This window comes from Pantoea sp. 1B4 (assembly GCF_016925765.1).
Taxonomy (GTDB): Bacteria; Pseudomonadota; Gammaproteobacteria; order Enterobacterales; family Enterobacteriaceae; genus Pantoea; species Pantoea agglomerans.
Window position 1 is genome coordinate 364,404 of the sequence record NZ_JAEUWZ010000001.1, and the last position, 14,562, is coordinate 378,965.

Sequence of the window (14,562 nt, forward strand, 5' to 3'; positions counted from 1 at the left end):
ATTTCTTTTTCTGCTTATCTGAAGAGTTCGACGATGACTCACCTTTCTCGCCCCGCGCGTTCCTTTGGGCTTAAATGGCTGCTCCTGTTGCTGGTGGCGGCGATTGTCGCTGGGGTTATCTGGCGTCTGCTGGCGGCGGGTCACGGGCCTGGCGAGGGGATGCCGTCGGGCAGACCGGGTGCGCATGGCATGATGGGCGGAGGGGCAACGCTGGTACACAGCGGTGTCGCCAGCACGGCGGATGTGCCGGTGTGGCTGAATGCACTCGGCACGGTCATCCCCAACGCCAGCGTCACGGTGACCAGCCGCGTTGACGGCCAGCTGGAGCAGGTTTTCTTTACTGAGGGGCAGAAAGTCAGCGCCGGGCAGCTGCTGGCGCAGATCGATCCGCGCAGCTTTCAGGCCACGCTGAACCAGTATCAGGGCGAACTCAGCGAAAACCAGGCGCTGCTGAAAAGTGCGGAGCTGACGCTGGCGCGCTACCGCAAACTGGCGGCGCAGGATGCACTGGCGCGTCAGGATCTGGACAGCCAGATTGCCACTGTCGGGCAGTATCGCGGTGCCGTCGCCGCCGATCAGGCGCAGATCGCCAGTGCCAGACTCAGCATTGAATATGCCCGGATCACCGCCCCGATCAGCGGGCGCGTCGGCCTGCGTCAGGTCGATCCCGGCAACATGGTTCAGAGTGCCAGCAGCACCGGCCTAGTGACCATCACCCAGATGCAGCCCGCCGCCGTGACCTTTAGCGTGCCGCAAAGCGAAATTCCGACGCTGGTCAGCGTGCTGCATCAGGGACAGAGCCTGCCCGCCACGCTGTATGATCAGGACAACCAGCATCAGCTCGGCAGCGGCGAAGTGAAGTTCATCAGCAACCAGATCGACACCGCCACCGGCACCGTGGCGCTGAAAGCGGTGTTCGCCAACCAGGATGAGTCGCTGTTTGCCAATCAGTTTGTGAATCTGCGGTTGCAGACCCGGGTGCTGAAAGGCGCGACGGTGATCCCGGCCCAGGCGCTGCAGCTGAGCAGCGACGGCAGCTTTGTCTTTGTGATCAATCAGGATCACAGCGTTACGCGCAAAGCGGTCACCACCGGTCCCGCTTTCGGAGACGATCAGCAGGCGATCCTCAGCGGCGTTTCGCCGGGCGATCGGCTGGTGACGGAAGGGATCGATCGTCTGACCAGCGGCAGCAAAGTGTCGCTGGCTGATGAGACGCCCGCCGCTGCGGGTGCTGTGTCGAAATGAACCCATCGCGCCTGTTTATTCTGCGTCCGGTCGCCACCATTCTGCTGATGGTCGGCGTGCTGATCGCCGGCATTTTTGCCTGGAAATTCCTCTCAACCTCGGCGCTGCCGCAGGTCGACTATCCGATCATTCAGGTCACCACGCTCTATCCGGGTGCCAGCCCGGATGTGATGGCGTCGTCGGTCACCTCACCGCTGGAGCGCCAGTTAGGGCAGATGGCGGGGCTGAGCCAGATGAGCTCCACCAGCGCCAGCGGCTCGTCGATCATTACCCTGAAGTTCAGCCTCGATCTGTCGCTGGATGTCGCCGAACAGGAGGTGCAGGCGGCGATCAATGCGGCGAATAACCTGCTGCCCGACGACCTGCCCAATCCGCCGACCTACAAAAAGGTTAATCCGGCGGACAGCGCGGTGGTGACGCTGGCGGCCAGTTCCAGCACGCTGCCGTTGACCGCGGTGCAGGATCTGGTCAATACCCGGGTGGCGCTGAAGCTGTCGCAGATCTCCGGCGTCGGGATGGTGACGCTGGCGGGCGGCCACCAGCCGGCGATTCGGGTGCAGATGAATCCTCAGGCGCTGGCGGCGCATCATCTGACGCTGGAGGCGGTAAATACGCTGATTGGCAACAGCAATGTCAATGGCTCCAAAGGCGGCTTTGACGGTAAATATCATTCGGTGACCATTGACGCCAACGACCAGCTGCGCACCGCAACCGAGTACGGGAACCTGATCCTCAGCTATGAGAATGGCGCGGCGCTGCGCCTGAAAGATATCGCCCACATTGAACAGGGTCCGGAAAACAGCTTCCAGTCGGCGTGGGCCAACAACCAGCCCGCGATTGTGATCAGCGTGCAGCGCCAGCCGGGCGCGAACGTCATCCAGGTGGTGGACAACATCAAGGCGCAGCTCCCCGCGCTGCAGGCGGCACTGCCGGACGGGGTGAAGATGACCATTCTCTCCGATCGCACCCAGACCATCCGCGCCTCGATCAGCGACGTCCAGTTTGAGCTGATGCTGTCGATTGCGCTGGTGGTGATGGTGACTTTCCTGTTTCTGCGCAACGTTGCTGCCACGCTGATCCCGAGCGTGGCGGTGCCACTGTCGCTGGTCGGCACCTTTGGTGTGATGTATCTGGCGGGCTTCAGCCTGAATAATCTGTCGCTGATGGCGCTGACTATCGCCACCGGTTTTGTCATTGATGACGCCATCGTGGTGGTCGAGAACATCTCCCGGCGGCTGGAGCAGGGCGAGTCACCGATGGAGGCGGCGCTGAAAGGCTCACTGCAGATTGGCTTCACCATCATCTCGCTGACCTTTTCGCTGATTGCGGTGCTGATCCCGCTGCTGTTTATGGGCGATGTGGTCGGGCGACTGTTCCGGGAGTTCGCGATTACGCTGGCGGTGGCGATTCTGGTGTCAATGCTGGTGTCGCTGACCCTGACACCGATGCTGTGTGCATATCTGCTGCGCCATATTCCGCCAGAACAGCAGTCGACGTTTGCCCGCAAGGGCGGCGAACTGTTTGATGCCCTGGTGCGCGGCTATGACCGGCTGCTGACCGTGGTACTGAACCATCAGAAACTGACGCTGCTGGTGGCGCTGGCCACCTTCGGGCTGACGGCGCTGCTCTACATGATGGTGCCGAAAGGCTTCTTCCCGACCCAGGATACCGGGCTGATTCAGGGCATTACCGTCGCCTCACAGGATGTCTCGTTTAACGCCATGGCAACGCGGCAGCAGGCGTTGTCGGCGCGGATCCTGAAAAACCCGGCGGTGGAGAGCGTCTCATCGACGATCGGCATCGACGGCACCAACACCAGCCTTAACAGCGGGCGGTTACAGATCAACCTGAAGCCGTTTGGCTCGCGTGATCTCAGCGCCAGCGAGGTGATCAGCCAGCTGAAACAGGCGACTGCCGATGTGGCGGGCATCCGGCTCTATCTGCAACCGGCGCAGGATCTCACCGTCAACGATCAGGTCTCGCCGAGTCAGTATCAGTTCACCCTCGATGATGCCGACAGTGAAAATCTGGTCAGCGAGTCGCCGAAACTGGTGGCGGCATTGCAGCAGCGGCCCGAGTTTAATGGCGTGGTGAGTAACCTGCAGGATCAGGGGCGCGTCTCTTACGTTGAGCTGAACCGCGATAAAGCGGCGCGCTTCGGCATTACTGCCTCGGACGTGGACACCGCGCTCTATAACGCCTTTGGTCAGCGGCTGGTCTCGACCATCTTCACCCAGTCGAATCAGTATCGGGTGGTGCTGGAAGTGGCTCCGGCATACCAGCAGGGTCCGGCGTCGTTTGATGATGTCTGGCTGCAATCGTCCGGCAGCAGCAGTTCGGCGTCGTCATCCACCAGCACGACTTCATCAACGTCAACGTCTTCGTCAACATCTACGTCTTCGTCGACGTCCACTTCAGCCTCTGACACCAGCGCCAGCACCACCAGCAGCGGCATGGTCAAACTCACCTCTATCGCCACTATCCACCAGCGCACCGGTTCGCTGATGCACATGCGGCTGAATCAGTTTCCGGCGGTGATGATCTCCTTCAACCTTAATCCGGGCTATTCGCTGGAGGATGGACAGCGGGCGATCGCGGACGTGCAGCAGCTGCAGCTGCCGGAGAGCACCACGCTGCGTTATCAGGGGGAAACCTCGGCGTTTCAGAGCGCCACCGGCAACACGCTGTGGCTGATTCTGGCGGCGCTAATCACCATGTATGTGGTGCTCGGCATCCTCTACGAAAGCTTTATCCATCCGGTGACCATCCTCTCTACGCTGCCGTCGGCGGCGGTGGGCGCGTTGCTGACGCTGCTGCTGGCGGGCACCGAATTCAGCCTGATTGCGCTGATTGGGGTGATACTGCTGATCGGCATCGTGAAAAAGAACGCCATCATGATGATCGACTTCGCGCTGGAGGCGGAACACCATCAGCAACTCAGCGCGCGCGATGCGATTCATCAGGCCTGCCTGCTGCGCTTCCGCCCGATTCTGATGACGACGATGGCGGCGCTGCTGGGTGCGCTGCCACTGATGCTGGCCTCCGGCTCCGGGGCAGAGCTGCGTCAGCCGCTGGGGCTGGTGATTGTCGGCGGGCTGATTGTCAGTCAGGTGCTGACGCTCTTCTCCACGCCGGTCATTTACCTCCTGTTTGATGGGCTGGCGCAGCGCGGTAACGCCTGGGTGAAACGCCGTCAGCAGCGGGCGCGGAGCGGGCAATGAATCTGACACGGCTGTTTATCTTTCGTCCGGTGGCGACGCTGCTGCTGACGCTGGCGATCCTGCTGCTGGGCGCGCTGGGCTACCGGCTGCTGCCGGTAGCACCGCTGCCGCAGGTCGATTTTCCTACCATCATGGTCAGCGCCAGCCTGGCAGGCGCCAGCCCGGAAACCATGGCGGCGACGGTCGCTACGCCGCTGGAACGTTCGCTGGGGCAGATTGCCGGTATCAGTGAGATGACCTCCAGCAGCTCGCAGGGCTCCAGCAGCATCATCCTGCAGTTTGAACTGGACCGCGATATCAATGGCGCGGCGCGCGACGTGCAGGCGGCAATCAACGCGGCGCGCAGCCTGCTGCCCAGCGCAATGGCCTCGCTGCCAACCTATCGCAAAGCCAACCCGTCAGACGCGCCAATAGTGATGCTGGCGCTGACCTCTGCCACCCGCACGCCAGGCGAGCTCTACGATCTGGCGGAGAGCAAAATCGAACAGGCGATGGGGCAGGTACAGGGCGTCGGCGAAGTGTCGCTGATGGGCAGCGCCTTACCGGCGGTGCGGATTGATCTGCAGCCGCTGAAGCTGACCCATTACGGCATCTCGCTGGAGACGGTGCGTGCCGCCGTCGCCAACAGCACCACTAATCTGCCTAAAGGGATCTTACAGGGCAGTGACCAGTCGTGGCTGGTGGACAGCAACGGCCAGCTGGAGAAGGCGGCCAGCTACCGCGATCTGATCATCACTTATCAGCAGGGCAACGCGGTGCGACTGCGCGACGTCGCCACGGTCTATGACTCGGTGGAAGATCGCTATCAGGCGGGGTTTCTGAATGCCACACCGGCGGTGATGATCGGTATCAAACGTCAGGCGGGTGCCAACATGCTGGAAACCATCGACGCGATAAAAGCGCAGTTGCCACAGCTGGAAAAGAGCCTGCCCGCTGACAGCCAGCTGAACGTGGTGGTTGACCGTTCGCCTGGCGTGCGCGCCTCGCTGTATGACACCGAAGAGACGCTGCTGATCGCGGTGCTGCTGGTGATTGCGGTGGTGTTTGTTTTTCTGCGCAATCTGCAGGCGGTGATCATTCCGGCGCTGGCACTGCCGGTGTCGCTGATCGGCACCTGCGCGGTGATGTATCTGCTGGGATACAGCCTGGATAACCTGTCGCTGATGGCGCTGATTATCGCCACCGGCTTCGTGGTGGATGATGCGATTGTGGTGCTGGAAAACATCACCCGTCACATTGAGCGCGGGCTGAGCCCGTTGCGGGCGGCGCTGCGCGGGGCGCAGGAGGTGAGCTTCACCGTGCTGTCGATGACCGTGTCGCTGATTGCGGTGTTCATCCCGATCCTGCTGATGGGCAGCATTGTCGGGCGGCTGTTCCGCGAATTTGCCGTGACGCTCACCGTATCGCTGCTGATCTCGCTGTTTGTTTCGCTGAGCCTGACGCCGATGCTCTGCGCCCGCCTGCTGAAACCAAAGCCGCCCGTCAGCCAGCGGCCGCATCCGCTTTATCAGTTGATTGAAAACCAGCTGAATCGCCTGCTGGCCGCCTATGGGCGCGGGCTGGCCTGGGTGATGCGCCATCAGAAACTGACGCTGCTCAGCCTGCTGCTGACCGTACTACTGAATGTTTTTCTCTTCGTCGTGGTGCAGAAGGGCTTCTTCCCCAATCAGGATACCGGGCTGCTGATGGGTGCGCTGCGCGCCGATCAGAACATCTCGTTCCAGGCGATGAAGCCGAAAATGCTGATGTTCACGCAGATCATTCAGCAAGACCCGGCGGTAGAGAGTGTGATGTCGTCGATGGGCAGCGGGATGTTTGGCTCCCGTAACAGCGCCAACTTCTTTGTGCGGCTTAAAGATTTTGATCAGCGCGATGCGACCGCCACCGAGGTGGCCAACCGGCTGACGCGCAAAACCAGTCACATCGCCGGGGCGCAGATGTTCCTGATGGCGGCGCAGGACCTGCACATTGGCGGACGCAGCGCCAACGCCACATATCAGTACAGCCTGCAGGCGGACGATCTCGATCTGCTGCGCACCTGGACGCCGAAAGTGCAGGCGGCGCTGGCGGCGATCCCTGAGCTTAACAGCGTGGACTCCGATTCGCAGACCGGCGGCCAGGAGTTGGAGCTGAACATCGATCGTGATCGCGCCACCCGTCTGGGCGTCAACGTGAACATGCTGGATACGCTGCTGAACAATGCGTTCAGCCAGCGGCAGATCGCCACGCTCTATCACACCCTGAATCAGTATCACGTGGTGATGTCACTGCAGGATAGCGACACCGCCAATCCTGAGACGCTGCAGCAGCTTTATGTGATTAACGACAGCGGTGACCGCGTGCCGCTCTCCGCCTTTGCCCGCTTCAGCGGCGGCAACGCGCCGCTGTCGGTGGCGCATCAGGGCCAGGCCGCGACCAGCACCCTGGCGTTTAATCTCAACGAGGGGGTGTCACTGGAACAGGCGCAGGAACTGATAAAACAGGCGATGGCGAAGCTGGGCCTGCCGTCGACCCTTCATGCCGGTTTTGCCGGCACCGCCGCCGCCTTTTCTCAGCTGACCGCGACCATGCCGTGGCTGATTCTGGCGGCGCTGGCGGCGGTCTATCTCGTGCTCGGCTTGCTCTATGAGAGCTACATCCATCCACTGACCATTCTTTCGACCCTGCCGTCAGCGGGCGTCGGCGCGCTGTTACTGCTGCTGCTGACCGGCACGCAGCTCACGGTGATCGCGCTGATTGGCATCATCCTGCTGATCGGCATCGTGAAAAAGAACGCCATCATGATGATCGATTTCGCCATCGACGCGGAACGGCAGCAGGGCATGTCGCCACAGCAGGCGATCACCCAGGCGTGCCTGATGCGCTTCCGGCCCATCATGATGACCACGCTGGCCGCCTTTTTCGGCGCGTTGCCGCTGGCGCTGGGCAGCGGCGGTGATGCCGATCTGCGCAGCCCGCTGGGCATCGCTATTGCGGGCGGACTGGCGCTCAGCCAGCTGCTCACGCTGTTTACCACGCCGGTTGTTTATCTTTGGCTCGATCGTCTGGGCCGTGCCACTCAACGTCAATGGCGTCGTCTGCGCCCTACGGAATCCTGATCCATGAAACCGCTTATCCCCTTTGTTGTGATGCTGCTGCTGGGCGGCTGTAGCGTCGGTCCCGACTATCAGCGCCCCGCGATGGTGATGCCGGTCCACTATAAAGAGGCCAGAGGCTGGCAGCAGGCGACGCCGCTTGATGCGCAAAGCAGAGGCGAATGGTGGGCGGTTTATCACGACGCCACCCTGAGCGGCCTGCTGAACCAGGTGAGCATCTCGAACCAGAACGTGGCGAATTATGCCGCGCAGTACCGGCAGGCACAGGCGCTGGCGAGTGAGTCACGCGCGGCGCTGTTTCCCTCGCTGGGCTATGACGGCAGCGCGACACGCAGCGGCAGCCACGCGACTGACAGCAGCGTTCGCACCACCAGCAGCAGCCATCAGGCGGAGCTGAGTGCCAGCTGGGAGCCTGATCTGTGGGGCAAACTGCGACGCACGCTGGAGGAGAACCGCGCCAGCGCCTCGGCCAGCGCGGCGGAACTGGCCAATATTACCCTGAGCGCCCAGTCTGAACTGGCGCAGGACTATTTCCAGCTGCGCATCATGGATCAGAAAATCGCGCTCTATCAGCAGAGCGTTGATGCTTATCAGCGCTATCTGAAAGTGATTACCAGCCAGTATCAGGCGGGCACCGCGTCGCGTGCGACCCTGGCCCAGGCGCAGCTGCAGCTGGAGAGCGCCAGCGCCTCGGCGCAGGATTATCAGTGGCAGCGCGCGCAGATGGAGCACGCCATTGCGCTGCTGATCGGCAAAGCACCCGCTGAATTCAGCCTGACCGCCGCGCCGCTGACGGCCACGCTGCCCGCGATTCCGGCAGCCCTGCCGGGCGAGCTGTTGCAGCGCCGTCCCGACATTGCTTACGCCGAACGTAACATGGCCGCGGCCAATGCTGCGGTGGGCGTGGCGGTGGCCGGTTACTATCCCGACCTGACCCTGAGCGCCAGCGGTGGCGTCAGTTCTTCCGTGCTGCATTCGCTCTTCTCGCTGCCGAACCGCGTCTGGTCGCTGGGGCCGGAGCTGAGCGGCACGCTGCTGGATTTTGGTGCGACCGCAGCACAGGTCGATCAGGCACAAGCGGGCTGGGATGCCAGCGTCGCGACCTATCGTCAGACGGTGCTGACCGCAATGCAGGAGGTGGAAGATAAGCTGGTGGAGCTGAACACGCTGCAGGGTGAGATCGCCGCGCAGCAGCGCGCCACCGAAGCAGCGCAGACCTCTGCGCGGGTGACGCGTTTGCAATATGAGGCGGGCATGATTACGTATCTGGATGTGGCGACCACCGAAAACAGCCGCCTGAGCGCGCAGCAGAGTTTGCTGACGCTGCAGAGCACACAGTGGGTCAGCAGTGTGGCGCTGATTGCGGCACTGGGCGGTGGCTGGCAGGCACCCTGAAGGCGGCGTCAGGTTACCGATAATTCTGTTGTCGAACCGCCTCAAATCCTGCATCGTGAGGGGCTATTTTCACGATGCTAAGGAGCCGGCATGGTTTTCACACTATTGCGCCTGATATTTCGCCTGTTATGGCGGGTCGAACTGCGTGGCGACGTCGCCGAACTGCATAAGCAGAAGGTATTGATCACGCCGAACCATATGTCGTTTCTCGACGGCATATTGCTGGCGCTATTTTTGCCGATTAAGCCGGTCTATGCGGTCTATTCGACCATCAGCGAAAGCTGGTTTATGCGGCTGGTTAAACCCTTTATCGACTATGTGCCGCTCGATCCCACCAAACCCATGGCGCTCAAACAGCTGGTCAGGCTGATCGACAGTGGCCGTCCGGTGGTGATCTTCCCGGAAGGACGTATTACCGTCACCGGCTCGCTGATGAAGATCTACAGCGGGGCGGGTTTTGTCGCGGCGCGTTCGGGCGCGAATGTGGTGCCGATGCGCATTGAAGGCGCAGAGTACACGCCGTTTGGCCGTCTGGCGGGCGTGTTTAAACGTCGCCTGTTCCCGCGCATCACCCTGACGATTCTGCCCGCCACCCGCATTCCGATGCCGGAGGCGAAACGGGCGCGCGATCGGCGCGTGCTGGCCGGTGAGCATCTGCATCATGTGATGATGGAAGCGCGCATGGCGGTGCGTCCGCGTGAAACCCTGTTTGAGGCGTTTCTGGCGGCGCGTACGCGTTATGGCGCGTTTAAGCGCTGCATCGAAGATGTCAATTTCAAACCCGACAGCTACAACGGACTGTTGAAGAAGGCGCTGGGCGTGGGCCGTATTCTGGAGCGCTACAGCCAGCCGCGCGAAGTGGTAGGACTGCTGCTGCCCAATACCACCGTCACGGCGGCGGCGATTTTCGGGGCATCCCTGCGCGGACGCGTTCCGGCGATGCTCAACTATACGGCGGGCGTAAACGGCATGCGGGCGGCACTGACCGCCGCGCAGATCAAAACGGTCTTCACGTCGCGCCAGTTCCTGGACAAAGGCAACCTGTGGCATCTGCCACAGGGGCTCGATGATGTGCAGTGGATCTATCTGGAAGATCTGAAAGATACCGTGACCAGTAAGGACAAACTGTGGATCGTCGCCCATCTGCTGATGCCGCATCGCGCACAGCTGCCCCAGCAGCCGGAAGACGCCGCGATGGTACTGTTTACCTCCGGCTCGGAAGGCAACCCCAAAGGGGTGGTGCATTCGCATAAAAGCCTGCTGGCAAACGTTGAACAGATCCGCACCATCGCCGACTTCACCCCGCGCGACCGCTTTATGTCGGCGCTGCCGCTGTTCCATGCCTTTGGTCTGACCGTCGGGCTGTTTACGCCGCTGATGACCGGCGCGCAGGTGTTCCTCTATCCCAGCCCGCTGCACTATCGCATCGTGCCGGAGCTGGTTTATGACCGTAACTGCACCGTGCTGTTTGGCACCTCGACCTTCCTCGGCAACTACGCGCGCTTTGCCGCGCCCTATGATTTTGCCCGCCTGCGCTATGTGGTGGCGGGGGGCGGAGAAGCTGCAGGAGAACACCCGTCAGCTCTACATGGAGAAGTATGGCATTCGCATTCTTGAAGGCTACGGCGTAACCGAATGCGCGCCAGTGGTCGCGATTAACGTGCCGATGGCGGCGAAGGCGCACACCGTCGGACGCATTCTGCCGGGCATGGATTCGCGGCTGATGTCGGTGCCGGGCATTGAGCAGGGCGGACGGCTGCAGCTGCGCGGGCCGAACGTGATGAAAGGGTATCTGCGGGTTGAGAATCCAGGCGTGCTGGAAGTGCCGGTCGCCGACGATGGTGAAGGCAATCAGGAAGCGGGCTGGTATGACACGGGTGATATCGTCAGCTTTGATGACGGCGGTTTCTGCCAGATTCAGGGGCGCGCCAAACGCTTCGCGAAGATTGCCGGTGAGATGGTGTCGCTGGAGATCGTCGAGCAGATCGCCCTGAAAGCGTCGCCGGACAAACAGCATGCCGCCTCGCTGCGCCCGGATGGTCAGCGTGGTGAGGCACTGGTGCTGTTCACCACCGACGCTGAACTGGCGCGCGACAACCTGCAGAAAGCGGCCCGCGAGCTGGGTGCGCCAGAACTGGCGCTGCCGCGTGATATCCGGGTGATGAAGCAGTTGCCGCAGCTGGGCAGCGGTAAACCCGATTACGTCACGCTGAAAAAAATGGCGGAAGAGGAGCAGGCATGAGCCTTGATCGTAATGCGCCGCTGATGTCACGCGGCATGATCGCCGTGATTATCGCCCAGTTCTTTTCGGCCTTCGGCGATAACGCGCTGCTGTTTGCCACGCTGGCCGTGCTGAAAAGCCAGTTCTATCCCGACTGGAGCCAGCCGGTGCTGCAGATGCTCTTTGTCGCGGCCTACATTCTGCTGGCACCGTTTGTCGGTCAGGTCGCGGACAGCATGGCAAAAGGGCGGGTGATGATGCTCGCCAACAGCCTGAAGCTGCTGGGCGCGCTGGTGATCTGCTTCGGCTTCAACCCCTTCCTCGGTTATACCCTGGTGGGCGCGGGCGCAGCCGCTTACTCTCCGGCTAAATATGGCATCCTCGGTGAGATCACTCACGGCGAGAAGCTGGTGAAAGCCAACGGGCTGATGGAGGGATCGACCATCGCCGCCATTCTGCTCGGCTCAGTGGCGGGTGGGATGCTGGCTGACTGGCATCTGCTGGCGGCGCTGGGGATCTGTGCGCTGACCTACGGCATTGCCGTGGTGGCCAACCTGTTTATCCCGAAACTGCAGGCGGCGCGTCCTGGTCAGAGCTGGCAGCTGGGTATGATGGTACGCAGTTTTTTCAGTGCTGCCGCGCTGCTATGGCGTGATGCGGAGACGCGCTTCTCGCTGCTCGGCACCAGCCTGTTCTGGGGCGCAGGCGTGACGCTGCGTTTTCTGCTGGTGCTGTGGGTGCCGGTGGCGCTGGGCATCAGTGACAACACCACGCCAACGACCCTGAATGCCATGGTGGCGATCGGGATTGTGATTGGGGCGGCGGCGGCGGCGAAGCTGGTGACGCTTGAAACGGTGCGTCGCTGTATGCCAGCCGGTGTGCTGATTGGTGTGATGGTCGTCGTCTTCGCGCTGCAGCATTCTCTGCTGAATGCCTATCTGGTGCTGATGCTGATTGGCGCGCTGGGCGGTTTCTTTGTGGTGCCGCTGAATGCGCTGTTGCAGGCGCGGGGCAAAGAGAGCGTCGGTTCAGGTAATGCGATTGCGGTGCAGAATCTGGGTGAGAACAGCGCCATGCTGATCATGCTGGGGCTCTATACGCTGGCGATCAAGGCGGGTGCCCCTGCGGTGGCGACGGGCGTCGGTTTTGGCGTGCTGTTTGCGCTGGCGATAGCGCTGCTGTGGCTGTGGCGACCGGCTAAGCGTTAAGCGATTCACCGCCTCTCTCCGGGATAGCCGGAGAGAGGCGGACGCCCTCGTTAACAATAGATGTTAACAACGGAGATTAGCGACGAAGGGCAATCGCTTCGATTTCGATCTTCACATCTTTTGGCAGACGCGCCACTTCGACACAGGAACGCGCCGGGAAGTGAGCTTCATGCTCGGTGAAAAACGCCTCATAAGCCGCATTGACCGTGGCGAAGTCATTTAAATCTTTTACGAACACCGTGGTCTTCACGATGTCGCCGACCTTCAGACCTGCTGCTTCAACAATCGCCTTCACATTTTCCAGTGACTGACGCGCCTGTGCGGCAACGTCATCCGCCACCTGGCCGGTCGCCGGATCCACCGGGATCTGGCCAGAGGTGATGATCATGCTGCCCAGATCGACACCCTGAACATAGGGGCCGATAGCGGCAGGGGCTTTTCCAGTACTGATTTCACGAGACATCATTGCTCCTTTGATTACGTCGTCAGGCGGCGATGCCGCCGGTGTTGCCCATTATAAGGTCGGGCAGGGCGATTACCAGTGACCCAGCACCACATGGCGGGCGAACTCTTTTTTCGCAATATTTGCACTTCAGATGCACATCGTCGGCGCGCTGCTTCACGGCAAAGCTGGAGAAGACCGGCTCGCTGCGGCTGATGCAGTTGCTGTTCGGGCAGGTCAGCACCCGTTCAACGTGGTCCGGCAGCGTCGGGGCGATCTTTGCGACCACTTCATAGTCGTCGATGCGGTTGACCGTGGCATGGGGCGCATAGACCGCCAGCTGATTGACCTGATCGTCGGTGAGAAAGGTGTTCTCAATCTTGATCAGATCTTTGCGGCCCATCTCGCCTGAGGGCAGATTCAGGCCAATAGTAATGCGCTGATCGGTTTCGGTCAGCCGGAACAGAGAGAGCAATTTAAAGCCGATCTGCGCCGGAATATGGTCGATGACCGTGCCGCGTTTGATCGCTTCGACCTGCAGTTTGTTGTCCTGCGTCATGGGGGGTATCTCCTTACAGGGCGAGTTCGCTGTTTAAAACCAGTGCCAGCAGAGCCTGGCGCGCATAGATGCCGTTACCCGCCTGCTGGAAATACCAGGCATACGGGGTTTTATCGACATCGGTGGTGATTTCGTCGATGCGCGGCAGCGGGTGCAGTACCTTCATATTGTCTCGCGCCGTAGCGAGATCGGCGGCGCGCAGAATGAACTGCGCTTTGACATTGGCATATTCTGACGGATCGAGCCGCTCTTTCTGCACCCGCGTCATGTAGAGGATATCGAGCTGCGGCATCACCTCTTCAAAGCTGTCGTGACGTGACCAGCTGATATTCTTCTCATCCAGCATGTCGGTGATATAGGCCGGCATCGCCAGCGCATCGGGCGCGATAAAGAAGAAGCGGTTGCCGTCAAACTTCGCCAGCGCCTGGGTCAGGGAGTGGACGGTGCGGCCATACTTCAGGTCGCCGACCATCGCCACATTCAGCTGATTAAGACGGCTCTGCGTCTCCTGAATGGTGAAGAGATCAAGCAGCGTCTGGGTCGGATGCTGGTTCGCGCCGTCACCGGCGTTGAGAATCGGGATGCCACCGGAGAATTCGGTCGCCAGCCGCGCCGCGCCTTCCTGCGGGTGACGCATCACAATGGCATCGACGTAGGTGCTAATCACTGAAATGGTGTCGGCCAGGGTTTCGCCCTTTTTTGCCCAGCGACGTATTACTGCCGTCAGCAAAGCCCACCGCTGACGCGCCGAGGCGATGAATGGCGGTTTCAAACGACAGGCGGGTACGGGTCGACGCCTCAAAGAAGCAGCTGGCGATAACCTTGTGCTTCAGCAGTTCCGGCTGCGGATGGGCTTTAAGCTTCGCGGCGGTGTGTAGCGCCAGTTCCAGCTCTTCACGACTGAGGTCGTTGATTGAAATAATGTGCTTGCGATATAGCGGGTTAGCCATAGCTGTCTCCTCTGCGCGGCCGGATTGCGGACAAAAAAAAGCCCCTGCTTAAGGGGCTTTTTTTAAGATCGGGTCGATGACCGAAAGAAACAGTAGCACCGCCTGCGGTCAGGCGTGATTGAGCGTCAAATTGTCCGCTGTGCTGTAGCATATTTCCTCCGGCAAATTGGGCCGCATTATACCCGTTCGCGGTGGGGCAGCAAGAGGAAAACGTTTGCGCCTGCTT

Annotated in this window: 7 protein-coding genes and 2 pseudogenes; 6 read left to right on the forward strand and 3 right to left on the reverse strand. The window is 61.1% G+C overall.

Annotated elements, in window-relative coordinates; all coding sequences use genetic code 11:
• Nucleotides 1-33: 33 nt before the first annotated feature.
• The 6 genes and pseudogenes from JNO11_RS01695 (at nt 34) to lplT (ending at nt 12,385) form a co-directional block, all read left to right on the forward strand.
• Nucleotides 34-1,245, forward strand: coding sequence for an efflux RND transporter periplasmic adaptor subunit (locus JNO11_RS01695; RefSeq protein ID WP_191917307.1), 1,212 nt, complete (start codon nt 34-36; stop codon nt 1,243-1,245).
• Nucleotides 1,242-4,466 (forward strand): efflux RND transporter permease subunit, encoded by a 3,225-nt coding sequence (locus JNO11_RS01700; protein ID WP_325176851.1) that lies wholly within the window; start codon nt 1,242-1,244, stop codon nt 4,464-4,466. Before JNO11_RS01695 ends, JNO11_RS01700 begins: the two co-directional genes overlap by 4 nt.
• On the forward strand, nt 4,463-7,564 hold the full coding sequence (locus tag JNO11_RS01705) for a multidrug efflux RND transporter permease subunit (RefSeq protein ID WP_325176852.1): 3,102 nt from the start codon (nt 4,463-4,465) through the stop codon (nt 7,562-7,564). Before JNO11_RS01700 ends, JNO11_RS01705 begins: the two co-directional genes overlap by 4 nt.
• 3 nt (nt 7,565-7,567) lie before the next feature.
• Nucleotides 7,568-8,956 carry an efflux transporter outer membrane subunit gene (locus tag JNO11_RS01710; RefSeq protein ID WP_325176853.1) on the forward strand — a complete coding sequence of 463 codons (1,389 nt, stop codon included), beginning with the start codon at nt 7,568-7,570 and terminating at the stop codon, nt 8,954-8,956.
• Nucleotides 8,957-9,046: 90 nt separating this feature from the next.
• Nucleotides 9,047-11,198 (forward strand): annotated as a pseudogene (gene aas / locus JNO11_RS01715) (bifunctional acyl-ACP--phospholipid O-acyltransferase/long-chain-fatty-acid--ACP ligase).
• A complete protein-coding gene (lplT, locus tag JNO11_RS01720; RefSeq protein ID WP_010251689.1) occupies nt 11,195-12,385 on the forward strand; it encodes a lysophospholipid transporter LplT in 1,191 nt (396 codons plus the stop codon). Before aas ends, lplT begins: the two are co-directional and overlap by 4 nt.
• A gap of 76 nt (nt 12,386-12,461) precedes the next feature.
• On the opposite strand, the gene ridA is transcribed toward lplT, so the two are convergent.
• From ridA to pyrB, 3 genes and pseudogenes are all read right to left on the reverse strand, one after another.
• Entirely contained in the window at nt 12,462-12,848 is a 387-nt protein-coding gene (ridA, locus tag JNO11_RS01725) for a 2-iminobutanoate/2-iminopropanoate deaminase (protein ID WP_033780485.1), read from the reverse strand.
• 22 nt (nt 12,849-12,870) lie between these two features.
• Complete coding sequence (gene pyrI, locus JNO11_RS01730; RefSeq protein WP_325176854.1) at nt 12,871-13,386, reverse strand: aspartate carbamoyltransferase regulatory subunit; 516 nt, start codon at nt 13,384-13,386, stop codon at nt 12,871-12,873.
• A gap of 13 nt (nt 13,387-13,399) precedes the next feature.
• A pseudogene (pyrB, locus tag JNO11_RS01735) lies at nt 13,400-14,336 on the reverse strand (aspartate carbamoyltransferase).
• Nucleotides 14,337-14,562: the final 226 nt, after the last annotated feature.